The organism is Mesorhizobium sp. P3_A10 (assembly GCF_056403175.1).
In genome coordinates this window covers 323,080-341,995 of record NZ_JBFUFZ010000004.1, presented here as the reverse complement: position 1 = coordinate 341,995, position 18,916 = coordinate 323,080, and the positions used below count along the sequence as shown (strand labels likewise).

The 18,916-nt window shown below is 64.4% G+C and carries 14 protein-coding genes; 5 read left to right on the top strand and 9 right to left on the bottom strand.

From position 1 onward, the window contains the following. Positions 1-105: 105 nt before the first annotated feature. From AC1DXU_RS18455 to AC1DXU_RS18445, 3 genes are all read right to left on the bottom strand, one after another. Positions 106-2,478 carry an aldehyde dehydrogenase family protein gene (locus AC1DXU_RS18455; RefSeq protein ID WP_477371166.1) on the bottom strand — a complete coding sequence of 791 codons (2,373 nt, stop codon included), beginning with the start codon at positions 2,476-2,478 and terminating at the stop codon, positions 106-108. 165 nt (positions 2,479-2,643) lie between these two features. Continuing rightward, entirely contained in the window at positions 2,644-3,693 is a 1,050-nt protein-coding gene (gene deoC, locus AC1DXU_RS18450; protein WP_477371163.1) for a deoxyribose-phosphate aldolase, read from the bottom strand. A gap of 154 nt (positions 3,694-3,847) precedes the next feature. Then, a complete protein-coding gene (locus AC1DXU_RS18445) occupies positions 3,848-4,675 on the bottom strand; it encodes a ferredoxin--NADP reductase (RefSeq protein ID WP_477371160.1) in 828 nt (275 codons plus the stop codon). Between the two features lie 220 nt (positions 4,676-4,895). On the opposite strand from AC1DXU_RS18445, the gene AC1DXU_RS18440 reads away from it, so the two are divergent. The 4 genes from AC1DXU_RS18440 to AC1DXU_RS18425 all read left to right on the top strand — a co-directional run bounded on the left by AC1DXU_RS18440 (position 4,896) and on the right by AC1DXU_RS18425 (position 10,814). Further along, complete coding sequence (locus tag AC1DXU_RS18440) at positions 4,896-6,980, top strand: hydantoinase/oxoprolinase family protein (RefSeq protein ID WP_477371158.1); 2,085 nt, start codon at positions 4,896-4,898, stop codon at positions 6,978-6,980. A 1-nt stretch (position 6,981) separates the two neighbouring features. Next, positions 6,982-8,724, top strand: coding sequence for a hydantoinase B/oxoprolinase family protein (locus AC1DXU_RS18435; RefSeq protein ID WP_477371155.1), 1,743 nt, complete (start codon positions 6,982-6,984; stop codon positions 8,722-8,724). Between the two features lie 128 nt (positions 8,725-8,852). Further along, positions 8,853-9,629: an ABC transporter substrate-binding protein gene (locus AC1DXU_RS18430; RefSeq protein ID WP_477371152.1), complete on the top strand. Its 777-nt coding sequence runs from the start codon at positions 8,853-8,855 to the stop codon at positions 9,627-9,629. A 69-nt stretch (positions 9,630-9,698) separates the two neighbouring features. Beyond that, the gene (locus AC1DXU_RS18425; RefSeq protein WP_477371149.1) at positions 9,699-10,814 is read left to right on the top strand and encodes an aminomethyl transferase family protein; all 1,116 of its coding nucleotides are present in this window, start codon (positions 9,699-9,701) and stop codon (positions 10,812-10,814) included. A gap of 159 nt (positions 10,815-10,973) precedes the next feature. Here the strand turns inward: AC1DXU_RS18425 and AC1DXU_RS18420 are convergent, their stop codons facing one another. From AC1DXU_RS18420 to AC1DXU_RS18395, 6 genes are read right to left on the bottom strand one after another with little or no spacing between them, the layout of a single operon-like run. Next, the gene (locus AC1DXU_RS18420; RefSeq protein WP_477371146.1) at positions 10,974-11,435 is read right to left on the bottom strand and encodes a MarR family winged helix-turn-helix transcriptional regulator; all 462 of its coding nucleotides are present in this window, start codon (positions 11,433-11,435) and stop codon (positions 10,974-10,976) included. After that, on the bottom strand, positions 11,432-12,016 hold the full coding sequence (locus tag AC1DXU_RS18415; protein WP_477371143.1) for an amino acid synthesis family protein: 585 nt from the start codon (positions 12,014-12,016) through the stop codon (positions 11,432-11,434). Before AC1DXU_RS18415 ends, AC1DXU_RS18420 begins: the two co-directional genes overlap by 4 nt. Continuing rightward, positions 12,009-12,893 (bottom strand): UPF0280 family protein, encoded by an 885-nt coding sequence (locus tag AC1DXU_RS18410; RefSeq protein ID WP_477371140.1) that lies wholly within the window; start codon positions 12,891-12,893, stop codon positions 12,009-12,011. The genes AC1DXU_RS18415 and AC1DXU_RS18410 overlap by 8 nt, the downstream gene beginning before the upstream one ends. Beyond that, positions 12,893-14,434 (bottom strand): 6-hydroxynicotinate reductase, encoded by a 1,542-nt coding sequence (locus tag AC1DXU_RS18405; RefSeq protein ID WP_477371137.1) that lies wholly within the window; start codon positions 14,432-14,434, stop codon positions 12,893-12,895. The genes AC1DXU_RS18410 and AC1DXU_RS18405 overlap by 1 nt, the downstream gene beginning before the upstream one ends. Then, entirely contained in the window at positions 14,431-17,178 is a 2,748-nt protein-coding gene (locus AC1DXU_RS18400) for a molybdopterin-dependent oxidoreductase (protein WP_477371604.1), read from the bottom strand. The genes AC1DXU_RS18405 and AC1DXU_RS18400 overlap by 4 nt, the downstream gene beginning before the upstream one ends. Then, entirely contained in the window at positions 17,178-18,038 is an 861-nt protein-coding gene (locus AC1DXU_RS18395; RefSeq protein WP_477371134.1) for an FAD binding domain-containing protein, read from the bottom strand. Before AC1DXU_RS18395 ends, AC1DXU_RS18400 begins: the two co-directional genes overlap by 1 nt. A 258-nt stretch (positions 18,039-18,296) precedes the next feature. On the opposite strand from AC1DXU_RS18395, the gene pncA reads away from it, so the two are divergent. Next, entirely contained in the window at positions 18,297-18,911 is a 615-nt protein-coding gene (pncA, locus tag AC1DXU_RS18390) for a bifunctional nicotinamidase/pyrazinamidase (protein ID WP_477310994.1), read from the top strand. Positions 18,912-18,916 lie beyond the last annotated feature (5 nt).

Sequence of the window (18,916 nt, the reverse complement as noted above, 5' to 3'; positions counted from 1 at the left end):
AGCACTATTGTGCCGCCTGCGCTCAGCCAAAATGTTTTTTCTCGGTAAAGAACATTATTTCGGGCGTCAAGCCCGAACGCCTACTCCGGACACGGCGTGCGACGCTCAGTCGCCGTAGGGCACCCAGACGTTCTTGACCTCGACGGCACGGCGCAGGAAAGCATCGCCGGCGGCTTCGCCCGAGGCCCAATCGAGGCTGCGGCCATGACCGGTCCAGACGCGCTTGAGGTTGCCGATGGACTCGGCTTCGGCCTTGGCGCAGGTCTCGGCATCGGCAAAGATCCAGAGCCCGTCGACATCGTCATGCTTGGCCAGCACGCCGGCGAGTTCGGCGGTGCGCCCGGTGACGATGTTGATGGCGCCGGCCGGAACGTCGGAATATTCGATGACCTGATAGAGATCGGTGGCGAGCAGCGGATACTTTTCCGAAGGCACCGCAACCACGGCGTTGCCCATGGCAAGTGCGGGCGCCACCAGCGAAATCAGGCCAAGCAAGGGCGCATTGTCCGGCGCGACGATGCCGACGACGCCGACCGGCTCATGCAGCGCCAGCGTGACGGCACGGGCCGGCGGCTGATGCACCCTGCCCTCGAATTTGTCGGTGAGGCCGGCATAGAGGAAGAGGCGCTCGATCGACTGTTCTACTTCTTCCCGCGCGGCCTTGGCGGTGGCGCCGGTGAGTTCTGTCAGGCGCGCGGCAAATTCATCGGCACGGCCCGAAAGGTTCTCTGCAAGGTAGTAAAGCACCTGGCTGCGGTTGTAGGCGGTGGCCTCCGCCCAGGCCTTGCAGGCGCGGGCTGCCGAGACGGCGTCGCGGATATCCTTGCGGCTGCCAAGACCGACCTCGCCGGCGAGCTTGCCCTTGGCGGTAGCGACGGCAATCGAGTAATTGCCGTCAGGCCGGACCTGCTTGCCGCCGATGAACAGCTTTGCCGTGTGGTCGATGGCGTCGCCTTCGGTCTGCTCGATCGCCGGGGCCGAAGCCGTTGCCGGCTTGATAACCGGGCCGAGCGGCAGTTTTGCAGTGAGATATTCGAACATGCCTTCGCGCCCGCCTTCGCGGCCAAAGCCGCTCTCGCGGTAGCCGCCGAAGCCGCAGGCGGCGTCGAACATGTTGGTGCCGTTGACCCAGACGACGCCGGCCTTCAATTGCGGCGCAACATGCAGGGCGAGGTTGACGTTTTCGCTCCACACCGAAGCCGCCAGACCGTAACGGGTGTTGTTGGCGAGTTCGATCGCTTCCTCGGTGTTGCGGAAGGTCATGGTGGCGAGCACCGGCCCGAACACTTCTTCCTGCGCCAATATATTAGCCGGCGCAACACCCGTGGCCAGCGTCGGCAGATGGTAATAGCCGGAGGATGGCAGCGCCACATCCGGCTGCCAGCAAACGGCGCCTTGTTTGGCGCCTTCGGCGACCAGACCCTTGACCCTGTCGAGCTGGGTCAAATCGACCAGCGGGCCGATATCGGTGTTCTTGTCGAGCGGGCTGCCGACACGCAGCCGGCTCATCCGCGTCTTGACCTTGGCGATGAAGGCATCGGCAATGCCTTCCTGCACCAAAAGGCGTGAGCCGGCGCAGCAGACCTGCCCCTGGTTGAACCAGATGCCGTCGACCAGCCCCTCGACGGCGCTGTCGAGATCGGCATCCTCGAAGACGATGAAGGCCGACTTGCCGCCCAGCTCCAGCGACAGCTTCTTGCCCGAGCCGGCGGTGGCCTTGCGGATGATCTTGCCAACCTCGGATGAGCCGGTGAAGGCGATCTTCTGGACGCCGGGATGATTGACGATGGCAACGCCCGCTTCTGGCCCGCCCTGGACGATGTTGACGACGCCCTTCGGCACGCCGGCGCGTTCGCAGATTTCGGCGAACAGGATGGCGGTGAGCGGCGTGAACTCGGCCGGCTTCAGCACCACGGTGCAACCGGCGGCGAGCGCCGGTGCAATCTTCCAGGCCAGCATCAGCAGCGGAAAATTCCACGGGATGATCTGGCCGACGACACCGACGCCCTTGTGATCAGGAAAATCCTTGTCCAGAGCCTGCGCCCAGCCGGCATGGTGGATGAAATGGCGGATGGCCAACGGCACGTCGATGTCGCGGCTTTCGCGGATCGGCTTGCCATTGTCGATTGTCTCAAGCACCGCGAACAGACGCTGGTGGCGCTGCATGGCGCGGCCGATGGCATAAAGCACCTTGGCGCGTTGATAGCCTGACGAAGCAGACCATTTGGGCAGCGCCTTGGTTGCGGCCGCAACCGCGGCATCGACGTCGGCGGCGCCGGCATCCGACACCTTGGCCAGCAATTTGCCCGAGGACGGCTCGCTGGTGTCAAAAGTCTTGCCGCCCGCGGCCGCCTTCCAGCCGCCGCCGATGAACAGGGCCTTGCCGAAATCGCGCGCGGCCAGCCACGCATCGGCCTCGTTGCGGGCTTCCGGCGCGGGGCCGTATTCCATGGCGTGATAGCGTTCGAGAATGTTCATTGGGCGGCTCCTTCACCCTCCCCCTTGTGGGGWGGGTCGATCGGCAAGGCCGATCGGGGTGGGGGTAAGTGACTAGTGGTTCGATTCACTGAGCGGCTGATCCGGTTCCCAGACCCCCACCCGCCGCTATCGCGGCGACCCTCCCCACAAGGGGGAGGTTGAAGATCACGCCATCGCGTGGCGGTGGTTGGCCGAATAGTGACCCGTCAGATGGTGTTCGAGTTGCCGCTCAATATCCGTGAGCAGGCTTGAGGCGCCGAAGCGGAACAGGTCGGGCTCCAGCCATGGACGGCCGAGCTCTTCCTTCATCAGCACCAGCCAGTCGAGCGAGGCTTTTGCGGTGGAGATGCCGCCGGCCGGCTTGAAACCGATGAGATAGCCGGTCTCTTCGAAATAGGCCCTGATAGCGCGCACCATGGCGAGGCCGACGGGCAACGTGGCGTTGACGCTCTCCTTGCCGGTCGACGTCTTGATGAAATCCGCGCCCGCCATCATCGCCACCATCGAGGCGAGCATGACGTTGCGCAGCGTGGCGAGATCGCCGGTGCCGAGGATGACCTTCAGATGCGCATCGCCACAAGCGGCGCGCATCGAGACGATCTCGTTGTAAAGCTCCCGCCACTTGGCGCCGAACACCAATCCGCGCGGAATGACCACGTCGATCTCGTCGGCGCCGTCCTTCACCGAGGCCTCGATCTCCTGCAGGCGCGTCGACAGCGGGGCAAGGCCATGCGGAAAGGCGGTGGAAACGGCGGCAACGTGGATGCCGGTGCCGCGCACGGCATCGACGGCGGTGGCGACGAAGGGATGATAGACGCAGACCGCAGCCGGGCGGATCTTTTCGCCTGAAATGCCGAGGCCTTCGACGATGTCGCGGCGGAACGGATTGACCGCCTTGGCGCAGAGCCGGCGCACGCGCTCCTCAGTGTCGTTGGAATTCAGCGTCGTCAGGTCCATGCAGGCGACGGCGCGCAGCAGCCAGGCCGCCTGGTTGTCGGCCTTGATGGAGCGCCGCTTGGTCAGGCTGGCGATGCGGCGTTCGAGCGCCGAACGGTTGACGCTGCGCATCGATTCCATGAAGCCGAGATCGAGCTTCATGCCGGGATTGCGGGCAATGCGATGGTCGTGGGGGACAGGCGTGTTGGCCGCGGCGCGCGCCGGCAACGGCGTCACCTTGGACGAGCCAAGGTCGGCTTCGCGAATTGTGCTGCTCATCTCCTGCCCTTTCATTCAACGACTTGCGCCGAAGATAGCTCGTGAATTGACGCTTCACGAGTCTTTCAAAGGGTCATAGCTGAAAAAGGCCGTGAAAACAGCTGATTTTTGACCGCGTGGTCAAAAGTGCTGGTTTTGAGATGTCTGGGTCAGCTCAGCCGACGAAGGCGCGCTCGACGACAAAGCTCGCGGGATGATGCAGCGAGCCTTCCTGGAAGCCGAGGCTTTCGGCCAGTTCCTTGACGTCCTTGAGCATATGCATCGAGCCGCAGATCATGATGCGGTCGGTCTCCGGATCGAGCTTGTCGATGCCCAGATCGCTGTAGAATTTGCCGGAGCCGATCAGCGCGGTGATGCGGCCCATGCGCTCAGACTCTTCGCGCGTCGTCGAATTGTAGAGGGTGACGCGGCCGCCGGTCAGTTCGCCGATCAGCGGGTCGCTTTCAAGTGCGGCCACCAGCTCCTGGCCGTAGGTCAGTTCGGCGATGTCGCGGCAGGTGTGGGTCAGGATCAGCTGGTCGAACTTTTCATAGGTGTCGGGATCGCGCAGCAGGCTGGCGAAGGGCGCGATGCCGGTGCCGGTCGAGATCATGAACAGGCGCTTGGCCGGGGTCAGCGCGTCGACCACCAGCGTGCCGGTCGACTTCTGGCGCAGGATGACGGTGTCGCCGACCTGGATCTTCTGCAGCTCGGAGGTCAGCGGACCGTCCGGCACCTTGATCGAGAAGAATTCCAGCTCTTCGTCCCAGGCCGGGCTGGCGATGGAATAGGCGCGGAACACCGGCTTCTCGGCATTGGGCAGGCCGATCATGACGAACTCGCCTGAGCGGAAGCGCAGCGACTGCGGGCGGGTGATGCGGAACGAAAACAGCCGGTCGGTATAGTGCTTCACCGAGACGACGGTCTCGGCATAGACATTGGCCGGAATCGGAAATTGCAGCGGACGGGCGCCGGCGGTGTTGAGAGCGGATGTGGTGTTCATCAAATCCAACTTTCTGGCCCAACTGCTGACGCGGGCGCTAAACTTTCACCTGCGCGCCCGAACCGATCAGGGTCCGGCGTGCCGTTTGCTCACTGCCAAGCGGTAAGCTCTTGTGTCCGGAATTTATTAGTATACAAACGATATTTGCGTCAAGACGCCAGCGTGAAACAGCTTTCCAAACTGAGACGTATCCGCAGTCCTGATATTTCGGGTTTCGACAATGAAAGAGAATTTTTCGGCGCAGACGCATGATCCCCTTGGCAAAGTCGTCGCCGGCATCGATGTCGGCGGGACCTTTACCGACCTGCTTCTGATCGATGGAAGCGACGGCGGACGGGTGCATATCGCAAAAACCCCGACCACGGTCGACAACCAGGCCTTCGGTGTCGTTTCGGCACTCGGCGCCACCGGATTTCCGATCGACGGCATCGACCTGATCGTGCACGGCACGACCACAACCACCAACGCCGTGCTGGAACGCCGGCTGGCAAAAACCGGCATGATCACCACACGCGGCTTTCGCGACGTGATCGAGCTTGGCCGTCGCACGCGACCGCAGGCCTACGGCATGACCGGCACATTCGTGCCGATCATTCCGCGCAATCTGCGGCTCGAAGTGTCGGAGCGCGTCGAAGCCTCAGGCGCGGTGCGAACACCGCTCGACGAGGCCGAGATGCGGGCCGCCATTTCACAGTTGATCGCCGAAGGCTGCGAATCCCTCGTCATCCATTTCCTGCATTCCTACGCCAACCCTAGGCATGAGCGGCGCGCCGCCGAAATCGCGGCCGAACTCTGGCCGAACGGCTACATCACCACGGGCCATGCGCTGCTTTCGGAAGCGCGCGAATTCGAGCGCGGGGTGACCGCCTCGGTCAACGCTTCGGTGCAGCCGATCCTCGAGCGCTATGTCGAGCGGCTGCGCAAGGAATTGGGCGCCAAAGGCTATGCCCGCGACTTCCTGATCATGAACGGCAATGGCGGCATGATCTCGGCCCGCTTCGTCACCCGTGAATCGGCAAAGACGGTGATGTCGGGGCCGGCCTCCGGCGTCATCGCCGCCGCCTATACGGGCAAGCGCGCCGGCTTCGAAAACCTGGTGACCTACGACATGGGCGGCACCTCGACCGACGTGGCGCTGATCCGCAATGCCGAGCCGGCAGTGTCGAACGAGATCGAGATCGAATATGCGATGCCGATCCATGTGCCGATGGTGGCGGTGCACACGGTCGGCGCCGGCGGCGGCTCGATCGCCCGCGTCGATGCAGCCGGGCTGATCCAGATCGGCCCGGAAAGCGCCGGCGCCAATCCCGGCCCAATCTGCTACGGGCGCGGCGGCCTGGAGCCGACCATCACCGACGCCAATCTGGTGCTCGGTCGGCTAGCGCCGAAGAAATTGCTGGCGGTCGAAAACCCAGTCACCGTCGAACGCGTCACCGGCATTTTCCAGGACAAAATTGGCAAGGCGACTGGCCTGTCCGGCGTCGAGGCGGCGGGTGCGGTGCTGCGGCTGGGCAACATGAAAATGGCCGGCGCCATTCGTATGGTCTCGGTGTCGCGCGGCCACGATCCGCGCGATTTCGCGCTGTTTGCCTTTGGCGGCGCCGGACCGCTGCACGCGACCGCGCTGGCGCGCGAACTCGGCCTGCCGAAAGTGCTGGTGCCGGCGCGTCCGGGCATCACCAACGCACTCGGCTGTGTCGTCGCTGATCTGCGCCACGACTTCGTCAATACGGTCAACCAGCCCGTCTCTGTGCTCGATGAAGCCAAGCTTCGCGAGGTATTGGAACGGCACCGAAACGAAGGTGAGGAACTGATCGGCAAGGAAGCGGTAAAGCCGGAGGCAATCCGCGTCACCCATTCCGCCGACATGCAGTTCGTCGGCCAGACGCACATCATCAACGTGCCGCTGCCGTCGTCTTCGGTGACGCGCGCGACGCTGCAGCAGCTTTTCGAAAAAGCCTATTTCGCCCGCTTCAAGGTCGAGCTGCCGGAGATCCGCGCCAATCTGGTCAATCTCAACACTTCGGTCACCGGCGTGCGGCCGGCGATCGATCTGTCCCGACTGATCGACCCGGCCGGGCGCGCCAAAACGCTCGACGAGGCGCGGCGCGAGATACGGCCGGTCTGGTACGCCGGGACCTGGCACGACACGCCGGTGTATGCGCGCGAAAAACTGCCGCTCGACGCCGTCATCAAAGGGCCGGCGATCCTCGAACAGATGGACGCGACCACTGTGCTCGAACCCGGCGACCACGCACGATCGGACGCCGACGGCAACATCATCATCGACATTGGCGAGGCCTGAGATGCAAAAGCTCGACGCCATCACGCTTTCGGTCCTCCAGGCGGCGCTGCAGCAAGTCTGCGACGAGATGGACCTGACCTTTTCGCGCGCCGCCTTTTCGCCTGTCATCGCCGAGGCCAATGACCGCTCCGACGGCATCTATTCGGCCGTCGATGGTTCGCTGATCGCGCAAGGCAGCCAGGGCCTGCCGGTGTTCGTCGGCGTCATGCAATATTCGACCAGGACGGTGATCGAGATGATCGCCGACGGGCGCTGCCTGCCGCCGGAGCCGGGCGACATTTACATCGTCAACGATCCCTATCTCGGCGGCACGCATCTGATGGATGTGCGCTTCGCCATGCCGGTTTACCGGGCGGGAAAAATCTTCTGCTGGCTGTCGAACACCGGCCATTGGCCCGACATTGGTGGATCGGTGCCCGGCGGCTTCTCGGCCTCGGCCACTGCAGTCGAGCAGGAAGGGCTGCGGCTGCCGCCGGTCAAACTGTTCAAGAAGGGTGTGCTCGATCCAGAGATCTACGCCATCATCTGCTCCAACATCCGTGTCGCCGACCAGCGCATCGGCGACATCCGTGCGCAAGCGGCAGCGCTGCTGATCGGCCAGGATCGGCTGAATGGAATCCTGGATCGTTACGGTGACGAAACGGTCGTCGAGGCGATCGCCGAACTGCGCCGCCGTGCGGCCGAACAGATGCGCGCCAACATCGCAGCCATTCCCGATGGCATCTACCATTCCAAGGCGTTCGTCGATTCCGACGGGGTGGTCAACGAGCCGCTGACCATCGCGCTGGCGATCGAGAAACAGGGCGACACGCTGAGTTTCGATTTCACCGGCTCGTCAAAGCCCTGCGCCGGGCCAATGAACAGCGTGCTGGCGACGACCTTGTCCTCAGTCTATCTCGCCATGCGCCATATTTTCCCTGATGTGCCGATCAGCGCCGGCGCCTTCGAGCCGCTTCACATCAAGCGGCCGGAAGGCACGTTCCTCGATGCCAAATACCCGCGTCCTGTGTCCGGCTGCGCGGCCGAAGTTTCGCAGCGCATTGCTGAAGCGGTGTTCGCCGCGATGGTGCAGGCGCTGCCCGAAAAGGTGACCGCGGCGCCCGCCGGCTCCAGCGGTAATTTCGCGCTCGGCGGCAACGATCCGGTGCGCGGCCGCGACTACGTCATGTACCAGATCTCCGGTGGCGGCTATGGCGGCAATGCCGGCCATGACGGCCTGACCAATGGCTGCTCGACCATCGGCATTTCCAAGTCGCCGCCGGTCGAGATCATGGAGCAGGCCTTTCCGGTGCTCTACCGCCACTACGCGTTGCGCGAAGGCTCGGGCGGCGCCGGCAAGCATCGCGGCGGCTTCGGGCTCGCCTATGAGGTCGAGATCCTGCGCGGCGATGCCCGCGCCTCCTTCGTCATGGACCATGGCCGCTTCGGCCCGCAAGGCGCGCTCGGCGGCAAGGACGGCGCGGTCAACATGGTGACGGTATTCCGTGGCGGCGAAGAACATGTGCCGCCGCATCTGTCCAAGGAGCAGGACATCGCGCTGAAGGCCGGCGACCGCGTGCGCGTCGGCACGCCGGGCGGCGGCGGTTATGGCGACCCGTTCGAGCGCGACGCCGATCTGGTGCTGCGGGATGTGGGTTTGGGCTACTACACCGCCGCAGAGGCCGCCGAAAAATTCGGCGTTACGCTGTCGGCTGATGAGATGGCGATCGATCGGGTGGCAACCACAAGAACGCGCGCCGGCTGACAGTGCGGAAGCCCTAGGCAAGATACCGATGGTTCCATGCGCCGTGATCGGCGCATGACATGTCGCTTCCGTCTCCGACGAGGGCACAAAAGACCGTAGACTTCCCAGGGTCAACGGAGATCAGGATCATGCGTCTTTTCGGTCGTTTCGTGCTTGCCGCTTCTGCTGCCTTGGTGCTCGCCACGGGTGCTGCCTCTGCCGAGGGCAAGAAACTCAAGCTCGGCACCGAAGGCGCCTATCCGCCCTTCAATTTCGCCAATTCAGACGGCACGCTGGGCGGCTTCGACATCGATCTCGGCAAGGCGCTGTGCGCCGAAATGAAGACCGAATGCGAATTCGTCGTGCAGGATTTCGACGGCTCGATCCCGGCGCTGCAGGCCGGCAAGTTCGACGCGATCATCAACATCACCATCACGCCGGAACGCGCCGAGAAGGTGGATTTCACCCACAAATACTATCAGACGCCGCCGGCCATTGCCGTGCCGAAGGATTCGGCGCTCACCGGCACCTCGCCCGAGGATTTGAAAGGCAAGGCGCTGGGCGTGCAGAGCGCAACCATCCACCAGAATTTCGCCGAGCAGAAATACAGCGGCTCGACGATCAAGGCGTACCCGACGGGCGACGACGCCCGCGCCGATATGGTCAATGGCCGCCTCGACGCGGTGATGGACGGCTCGATCATCCTGACCGAATGGCTGAAAAAACCCGAAGGCGCCTGCTGCAAATTGCTTGGCACCTTGACCCCCGACCCGGCCATCCATGGTCCGGGCGTCGGCATCGCGCTGCAGAAGGGCAACAAGGAATTGACCGACAAGCTCAACGCCGCAATCGACGCGCTGCGCGCCAACGGCAAATATAAGGAAATCAACGATAAGTACTTCTCGTTCGACGTCTACGGGAGTTAATCCCTTCACCGATCCGACTCGGCAGCGCCGCCCGGCGCTGCCGTTTTTCATGAATGACGGAGAAGTTTCTTGGTTGAACGGCGCTCCCCCTTTTACAACAGCATCGTCGCATTGGGCGCGACGATGGGCCGGGTTGGCGGCGAGTTCGTCTCGGCCAAATATTATTCCGGCATTGCCGACGAGCATCTGAACACGCGAAAAAATGTCGGCGTCCAGGATCTCAGCACCATGGGCAAGATGGACATCAAAGGCCCCGACGCCGAGGCGCTGGTCAATCATGTCATCGTCAACGACGCCGCCGCGATGAAGCCGGGACAGGTGCGCTACTCCACCGTGTGCCGCGACGATGGCGGCATCATGGATGACCTCACCGTGTTCAGGCTCGGAGGGGAGCATTTCATGCTGGTGACCGGATCGGTCAACCGGCTCAAAATGCTGCCATGGCTGCTGCATCATGCGCAGGGGCGAAAAGCCTATGTCACCGACATCACGGCGGCCATCGCCTTCCCGACGATCCAGGGGCCGCGCTCGCGGGCGCTGCTGAAGGCACTGGTGCAGGACGCCGATCTGGACGGACTGAAACGCTGGGCGTTCACATCAGGGCGCATTGGCGAGACGAAGGTGCTGATCTCGCGCACGGGAGTGACCGGCGAGCTCGGCTTCGAGCTGTTCGTGCCGGCCGACGAGGCGGCCTCGGTCTGGGGCGCGCTGATGCGGACCGGCAGGGACTTTGGACTCAAGCCCTATGGCGTGTTGGCGATGTTCACGCTTGGGTTGGAAAAAGCCTATCCGGCGCATGGCATCGACACGGACGAGAGCCGCACGCCGTTCCATGTCGGCCTCGACCGCTGGATCAAGTTCGACAAGGGCGACTTCATCGGCCGCGAGGCGCTGCTCCGGGTTCGCGACAAAGGCCTCGACGAGCGCTGGACCGGGCTGATCCTCGATGGTGCCAAGCCGGCGGCAATGAATGCGCGGGTTCTGGCCGATGGCGAGGATGCCGGCGTCGTCACCTACAGCGATCACGGCTATTCGCTGGGCAAGGTGCTGGCGACCGCGCATCTGCGGCTGCCGTTCACCGCGATCGGCACCGAGCTCAGCATCGACATCGACGGCGTACCGACACGCGCGGTGGTGGCGCCGATACCGTTCTTCGATCCCGAAGGGGCGCGGCTTCGCGCCTGAAGGCAATTTGGACCCCAGGGTGTGTTGAGATTCAGGTCAGGCCGAGTCGAAAATGGCTGATACCGAGAACCGGAGCGGAGCGTACCTTTGGGTACTTGAGCAACGGAAGCGCAGGTATCAGCCATTTGCAGGCCGGCATCACCTGAATATCAACACACCCTAGGCCAGTTTGGCCAAGAGCTTCATGAAGGTGGTGGCCTCCTTGGCCGAGAGCGGCGCCAGCGTTTCCTGGGTGATGGCGCGGGCCAGCGGGATCAGCCGCTCGATGGCGTCGCGGCCCTCGGCGGTCAGATTGACCAGCAGGCGCCGCTTGTCGACCTCGTGCTTGGTAAGGTCGACAAGGCCACGCGCCTTGAGCCTATCGATGACGCCCTTCACCGTCGCCGCATCCATGGCGATCAGCGTGCCGAGCTGGTTCTGCGAGGTCTCGCCGACATCGTGCAATTTGGCCAGAGCGGCGAATTGCGGCGGTGTCAGATCGGCGATGCGTGCTGCAAAGATCGAGACATGGCGCTGGTGCGCCTTGCGCAGGATGAAGCCGACCTGCTCCTGCAGATGATAGTCGTTTTCCTCAGGCGTTTCGGCCTCGACCAGCTTGAGCAATTTGTCCTCGCCGCTCACCGCAACCCATCCCAGACCTTGATGTCCTTGGCCGCGAGGCCGCCCATGCGGTCGTGCACGCGCGGGCCGCAGGTCATGGCGAGACAGAACAGGATCTCGTCGGCACGCGGCCCGTCGCTGATGCCGACTTCCATGGCGTCGAAATGGCTGCGCACATAGGCGGCGTTGATGTGGCCGAGCGGCACGTCGAGCCGCGACCCGAAGGCACCGACCTTCTTCGCCGACGGGACGATCGCCTTGGCGTCGCCGAGCCGCTCGCGCATGGCGTAGCCGCCCGGCACATGCCACAGCGCGCCATGCTCCAGCTCGCCTGACGTGCCGACGATGGCACCCTTGCCATAGCCGTCGATCTGTTTCACGTCGCCGCCGAGGGCCGCGATCAGCCGGTCGGCAAGCAGCAGCCCGAGCGGCTTCAGATCGTCCATGGCGCTCTGCAAATCTTCGACATAGCGGCCGGCGAACGGGTTCTTGACCAGCGCCATGGCCGCAGCGCGGCGGCGCGGCACCTTGGCCAACGGTCCGCCTTCATGAAAGATCTCTTCGGTCAGCACCGCGATCTTGCGGATCGGAAACTCAGGCATGGGCAACTTCCTTCCCAGGAATTTTGTTGGGCGCGGCAAGCGCCATGGAACCACTGATGCGGGCCTCACCGCCAAGAAACAGCGCCGATGCGGCAATCAGGCCGCGCCGGCGAAAATCTTCGGCGACAGCAAGGCCATTGCCCAGCGCCCGCGCCACTTCGCCAAGTGCAAGCGTGCCGACGGCTTGTGTGACCAAGCGCGGGCCGAGATCGCTGTCGGGCGACAGTTCCTGTGCGGGAACGCGCTTGATGGCGGGATTGCCGGGCAGGTCGACGGCATTGGCAATGAGCGTCGCCGCTGCATCGGCCTCGGCGCCGGTCTTTGCAAGCACGGTGACGGCATCGGCAATGCCGAGTGAGAAGGAGCGGCCGCGCCAGCCACTGGTGGCGACGCCACCGACGCCATCTTCGGCGCGGATGGTGATCCGGTCTGCCATGCCGTTGCCGGTGCCGGCGACCGCCAGACCGATCGATCGGCCACTGCCGATGTGGAGAGCGCTGTCGCCGCCATTGTTGACATAGGCACGATCGAGCTTGCGACCGGCAAGCAGCGCGGCAAGCATTTCGTCGGCTACCGACCCGGCAACGGCGGCCATCGGCGTGATGAAACATTCCGCCAAGGGCATGACGGCGGCTTCCATGCGGCGCGCCGTCGGGCCGTCAAAGGCGCGCGGCGCCAAGAAAAATGCCGGGAGCCGCAGTTCGGGAAGTTCCTTGACCAACTCGATCAGGATCGTCTGGAAGCGCTCGACGGCCTGGGCGTAGGCGGCACGACACTCATCGGCCTCGCCAAAGGCTTCGACGATCAGGTCGATCGGCCCGTGGTTGAGGTGCAGCCGCTTGCCGTCCTGAAGCCAGTTTGCTTGCGGGCCTTGCATCAGCCGGCCCCGTTTGAGCCGGCGCGGTGCAATTGCGCCAGCGGCGGCCAGGGGTTCTGCACCGCCGCGCCTGCGCCGCGCCGCGGGTTGAGGTATTCGCCGCCCTTGGCGACGATGTCGTCGACACTGCGGATCTCGGCTTCGTAGCCGCCGAGCCTGATATAGTCGTCGCGGCGCAGCGTGAACTCGATCGGCGCCACCAGCGCCGGGGTCGGCACATAGCCGAAGGCGCCTTCCGGCACCCTTGTGACATCGACCATCAGCGTGATGCCGCCGCCCGGCCAGACATAGACCGGCGCGCCGCCGACGGTGACGTAGGTAGTCAGGCCTTGCACCGAGCGGGTCAGGTTGACCGGATTTTCAGTGACGCCGGCGCGCAGCGAACCACCGGCGCCGCCGATGAACAGCACGGTGCACAGCGCCGGTTCGCAATTGTCCTCGATCAGGCCGACCGATTTCTGCAGCCGCTCCGGAAACGGTTTTTGCACCGGCTTCAACTCGTCATCGAGCTCGTAATAGGCGAACTGCTCGCCGGTGGTCGAGACCATCAGCAGCGACAGGCCGGGACGCGCGCCCTTCTTGGCATTCCACTCGCCGAGGATCGACAGCGGATCGGAGATCGAGGTGCCGCCCCAGCCGAGGCCGGGTTCGGAGACCTTGAAGTAACGGCCCGGCGTCGAACGGCGGCCGATGATTTTTATGCCGGTATCCTGCCAGCCCAGCACCTTGCCGGCCTGGTGCTCGGAAACGACGCCGGTGATGTGGTCGTCGACCACCACCACTTCGTCGACGAGGCCGCGCCACTGGGTGGCGAACATGCCGATGGTGGCCGAGCCGCAGCCGACGCGCATGCGGTGTTCGACCTTGCCGTCGATGACAGGTGGTTTGCCGGCTTCGACGATGATCGTCGCGCCACCGTCGATGGTCAGTTCCACCGGCTTGCGATTGCACAGATTGAGCATCGCGTCGCAAGTGGCGCGCCCCTCGGCCTTGGAGCCGCCGGTCAGATGATGCACGCCGCCCAGCGACAGCATCTGCGAACCGTATTCGCCTGTGGTGACATGGCCGATCGCTTCGCCCTGGGCGCGCACGATGGCGGTCTCGGGACCAAGGTGGCGGTCGGTGTCAATCTTCACCTTGACGCCGCAATAGGAGAAGATGCCCTCGGTGACCACCGTCACCAGATCGACGCCTTCGACTTCCTGGCTGACGATGAACGGCGCAGGCTTGTAGTCGGGATAGGTGGTGCCGGCGCCTATTGCCGTGACGAAGCGGCGGCCGGTGCTGACCAGTTCGCCGTGCCACGCCTCATTTTCGGCGACGAAAGGCATCACCGCGCCACCGGTCTCGGCCGCGTGGTCAAGAATGGTCAGCGGATCCATGCGCACGATGCGGCCGCCGACATTGCCGTAGCGGTCGCAGGCGCCGGTGCGGCCGTCGGCGATGTAGCACATCACCGGACAGGCATCGCAGCGGATCTTTTCCGCCACCTGCTTTTCGCCAGGATCGTGGGTTTCGAAACGTTCGGCAAGCTCGCTCATTGGCGTGCCTCCTTCTCGCGTATGGCGGCGCGAATGCGGGTCGGCGTCGCCGGGACCTTGGTGACCAGCACGCCGGTGGCGTGGCGGATGGCGTTGAGGATGGCCGGCGCCGTCGGGATCAGCACATGCTCGCCCAGCCCCTTGGCGCCAAAGGGTCCCTCGGGATCGGGAACCTCGATCAGGATGGTCTCGATCGGCGGCACGTCGCCGATGGTCGGGATCAGATAGTCGTGCAGATTCTCGGTGCGGCCGGGGATGTATTCCTCCATCAGCGCCATGCCGATGCCTTGCGCGATGCCGCCCTCGATCTGGCCCTCGACCAGCAGCGGATTGATCGCCTTGCCGACATCGTGCGCGGCGGTGATCTTGATCAGCTTCACCGTGCCGAGCTTGAGATCGACCTCGAGTTCGGCGATCTGGGCGCCGTAGCCATATAGGGCATAGGGTTTACCCTGGCCCTTGGCATCGAGCGGCAGCGTCGGCGGATCATAGGTTTCCTCGGCGCGAAAGACGTAGCCGCCGGCATCGACATCAAGCGCAGCGAGGTCGATGCGGCGGGTGGCCTCGCCCTCGCGAATGACGATTGCCGATCCGTCGAGATGCAGGGATGCCTTTTCCGACACATTGGCAAAGCGCAGGATGGTTTCACGCAAGGCGCGGCCGGCCTTTTCGGCGGCTTTGCCGGTGACAAAAGTCTGGCGCGAGGCCGATGTTTTGCCGGCGTCCGGACTGATCGCGGTGTCGGCGCTCTTCAGCCGGAACTTGTCCAGCGGTAGGCCGAGCGCGTCGGCGCAGATCTGGCTTATGACGGTGTTCGAGCCCTGGCCGATATCGACGGCGCCCTGATGCAGGATGACCTCGCCCTCGGGCGAGATGCCGACCCTGATCGTCGACGGATTGGGCAGCGAGGTGTTGCCGCAACCATACCAGCAGGACGCGACGCCGACGCCGCGCTTTTGCGTCTCATTGGCAGCATTGAACGCAGCGGCATCGGCAAGCGCGCGCGCCCAATGCGGCTGTAGCGCTTCGAGGCACTCGGCAATGCCGACGCCCGACTCCAGTTTCTGGCCAGTAACCGTTTCAGAGCCGTTACGAAGGCAGTTGTTCAGCCGGAACTCCAGCCGATCCAGCCCAAGCTTTTCGGCCAGCTCGTCATAGAGGGTTTCCTGCATGATCGTTGCTTGCGGCACGCCGAAGCCACGAAAGGCGCCAGAGATCGGACCATGCGTGTGGATGGCGCGGCCCTCGGCGCGGTAGTTCGGCGTCGCATAAGGACCGGAGGCGTGCACCGGCACGCGGTTGGCGACGGTTGGACCCCAGCTGGCATAGGCGCCGGTGTTGAAATCGCCTGTAAAGACCATGCCGGTGACAAGGCCATCGGCATCGACGCCGATGGTCGCCTTCATTTCGGCGGGATGGCGCTTGGTGGTCGAGATCATCGATTCATTGCGGGTATAGGTGAGTGCCGCCGGCCGCCCCGTCTTCATCGCCACAAGGCCGATCAGTGGCTGCAGCGAGACATCGAGCTTGGAGCCAAAGCCGCCGCCGGTGGCGGTCGGCACGATGCGCACCTTGTCGACGGAGAGGCCGAGCACCTTTGCCGTGTCGTCGCGGTCCATGTAGGGCGCCTGCGTGCAGGCGACGACGACCAGCGTGTCGCCGTCCATATAGGCGTAGCCGGCCTCCGGCTCGATATAGGCGTGTTCGACATAGGAGGTGTCGATGGCGCCGGAAACGGTGAAAGCAGCGCCGGTGAGCGCCGCGTCGGGATCACCGCGCTCGACAAAGCCTGAGGTGAGCAGGTTTGTCGGCCGGTGGTCGTGGATCAGCTGTGCGCCGCCGGCCTGTGCTTCGCCCGGCTGCAGAAAATGCGGCAATTCGCTCCAGCGAACCGGGAAATCCGTGAGGTCAAGATCGAGCATGGCCTCGCGCTCGCCGGCAACCAGCGCCACTGCTTCGCCGCGAAAGCGCGAAAAGCCTTCGGCGAGGGCCGGCTGGTCGGCGAACGGGCCGATGACGCCGAAACAGTTTTTTCCGGGAATATCGGCGGCGGTGAAGACGCCGACGATGCCGGGATGGGCCTTTGCCCAGGCGTCGAGATCGCCGAAGGTGAAACCGGCATGATAGTGCGGCGAGCGGACCACCAGCACGGCAATCGCGTCGGCGGGGAAAGAATCGCCGCCGAATTTCTCGCCGCCGGTGACCTTTGGCTGGCCGTCAAGACGGATCGGCGACGCGCCAACGGCGTGGCCGGATTGCGGCATGCGGAGATCGAGGCCATTGGCGTGGCGCGACGCGTCCATGACCGCGGCAATGATCTTGCGGTAGCCGGTGCAGCGGCACAGGACGCCGCCCAGCGCATCCTGGGTCTCGGCCTCGGTCGGGAAGGGTTTGCTGTCGAGAAGCGCCGTTGCGGCAACCAGCAGGCCGGGCGTGCAGATGCCGCATTGCGCGGCGCCATGCTCGAGGAACGAGGCTTGCAACGCCGACAGCCTGCCATTGGCGAGGCCCTCGACGGTCGTCACCGTCGCGCCGGCCACGGACGCCGCGGGAACCAGGCAGGCGCAGACCGGATCGCCGTCGACCAGCACGGTGCAGGCGCCGCAATCGCCGGCGTCGCAGCCGACCTTGGTGCCGGTCAGGCGCAAGTCGTCGCGCAGAACGGAGGAGAGACGGCGGACCGGTGGCACGCACACGGAAACGGCGGCACCGTTGACCTCGAAGGCGATGTCAGCGCGTTCCATCATGCCGCCACCCTGTCGCTTGGTGCATGGCCGGCAGCGGCGAGCACGGCGCGGGCGACGATCTCGCGCGCTGCATCCAGCCGGTATTCGGCACTGCCGCGCACATCGCCGATCGGCGTCAGCTCATCCATCGGCGCGGACAGGACCGCATCGGCGAGCTTATGACTGGCAGGTTTGCCGCGCAGGGCGGATTCGACACCGGCGAGACGCTTGGCGACCGCCGAGCAGGAGCCGACGGCGACGGCTGCTTCGCTGACAATGCCGTCTTTCACAACCAGCCGCGCTGCCACCATGGCGATGGAGATGACGAGATAGCGCCGGGCGCCGAGTTTGACGAAGGCCGACGTGCCCAAGCCTGCGTGTTTCGGCACGCGGATGGCGGTGACCATTTCGCCCGGCTGCAATTCCGTGCGGCGGTTGCCGAGGATGAATTTTGCCAGCGGCAGGGTGCGGGTTGCCGCTGCGGAGCGCAATTCGATCTCAGCATCGAGCACAAGCAAGGGCGGCACGCCGTCAGCAGCCGGCGAGGCGTTGCACAGATTGCCGGCCATGGAGGCGGCATTCTGGATCTGCACCGAACCCACTTCCCGCGCGGCCTGCTTCAGCGCGTCGAAAGCCGGCGGCAAGGGGTGGCGGACGAGATCGGTCCAGGTCGTGCGCGCGCCGATCGTCCAATGGGTCTCGGTTTCAGCGATGCCGCGCAACGCCGCGAGGCCATTGATGTCGAGCACATTGTCGCGAAACGGCTTAGCGCCTTGCGCCGGATAAAAATCGGTACCGCCGGCAAGGATGCGCCAAGGCGCTTCGCCAAGCAAAGCGAGCGCCTCGTCGACCGTGGTGGGTTTCGCGTAACGGATCACGCTTTGCCTTCCCAAAGGGGGATCTTGCGGAAGAACCCGCCGACGTAAGAGCCGGGCAAATTCATTCGTATGCAAATGATATCAAGCCGGCAGGATTTGTCAAAGCCAGAGTTTGCGCCGCTGTGTGCATCAATCCCGCGCACAAGCATTTGTTATGCCGTTGGCGGTTGACGCCGCCGCCCATCTGGTCAAGTTTCTGCATCCGGTCGCATCAGCGGCAATTCTTCACTGGAGCCTGAGACAAAAGAGGGAGGCCCCATGGCCGACGAAGCGCTTGTTGTCATCGACTTGCAGAACGATTTTTGCCCGGGCGGCGCACTGGCTGTGGCCGGCGGCGACGAGATCGTGCCGCTGGTCAACGATCTGATCCGGCGCACCGAGCATGTCGTGCTGACGCAGGACTGGCACCCCGCCGGACATTCGAGCTTTGCCTCCAGCCATCCGGGCAAGCAGCCCTACGAGACCATCGACATGCCCTACGGCCAGCAGACGCTGTGGCCGGATCATTGTATCCAGGGCAGCCTGGGTTCGGATTTTCATTCGGGCCTCGCCTGGACCAAGGCCGAACTGGTGATCCGCAAGGGCTTTCGCCCTGATATCGACAGCTATTCGGCTTTCTTCGAGAACGACCACACGACGCAGACCGGGTTGGCCGGCTATCTGCGCGAACGCGGCATCGACAGTCTCACGCTGGTCGGTCTCGCGACCGACTTCTGCGTCGCCTTTTCAGCGCTCGACGCGGTGAAGCAGGGTTTCAGGACGACGGTGCGGCTCGATGCCTGCCGCGGCATCGACCTCAATGGCTCGGTCGCGACGATGCTGAAGCGGATGCATGAGGCCGGCGTGGTGCTTGAAGACCATTTGTCGGACTAACGGGA

Bases quoted from the DNA above. Each gene is read 5' to 3' on its own strand.
- pncA (WP_477310994.1), top strand. From the start codon at position 18,297: ATGGCCGACGAAGCGCTTGTTGTCATCGACTTGCAGAACGATTTTTGC.
- AC1DXU_RS18440 (WP_477371158.1), top strand. From the start codon at position 4,896: ATGAAAGAGAATTTTTCGGCGCAGACGCATGATCCCCTTGGCAAAGTC.
- AC1DXU_RS18415 (WP_477371143.1), bottom strand. From the start codon at position 12,016: ATGCCTGAGTTTCCGATCCGCAAGATCGCGGTGCTGACCGAAGAGATC.
- AC1DXU_RS18445 (WP_477371160.1), bottom strand. From the start codon at position 4,675: ATGAACACCACATCCGCTCTCAACACCGCCGGCGCCCGTCCGCTGCAA.
- AC1DXU_RS18435 (WP_477371155.1), top strand. From the start codon at position 6,982: ATGCAAAAGCTCGACGCCATCACGCTTTCGGTCCTCCAGGCGGCGCTG.
- deoC (WP_477371163.1), bottom strand. From the start codon at position 3,693: ATGAGCAGCACAATTCGCGAAGCCGACCTTGGCTCGTCCAAGGTGACG.
- AC1DXU_RS18430 (WP_477371152.1), top strand. From the start codon at position 8,853: ATGCGTCTTTTCGGTCGTTTCGTGCTTGCCGCTTCTGCTGCCTTGGTG.
- AC1DXU_RS18410 (WP_477371140.1), bottom strand. From the start codon at position 12,893: ATGCAAGGCCCGCAAGCAAACTGGCTTCAGGACGGCAAGCGGCTGCAC.
- AC1DXU_RS18400 (WP_477371604.1), bottom strand. From the start codon at position 17,178: ATGGAACGCGCTGACATCGCCTTCGAGGTCAACGGTGCCGCCGTTTCC.
- AC1DXU_RS18405 (WP_477371137.1), bottom strand. From the start codon at position 14,434: ATGAGCGAGCTTGCCGAACGTTTCGAAACCCACGATCCTGGCGAAAAG.
- AC1DXU_RS18455 (WP_477371166.1), bottom strand. From the start codon at position 2,478: ATGAACATTCTCGAACGCTATCACGCCATGGAATACGGCCCCGCGCCG.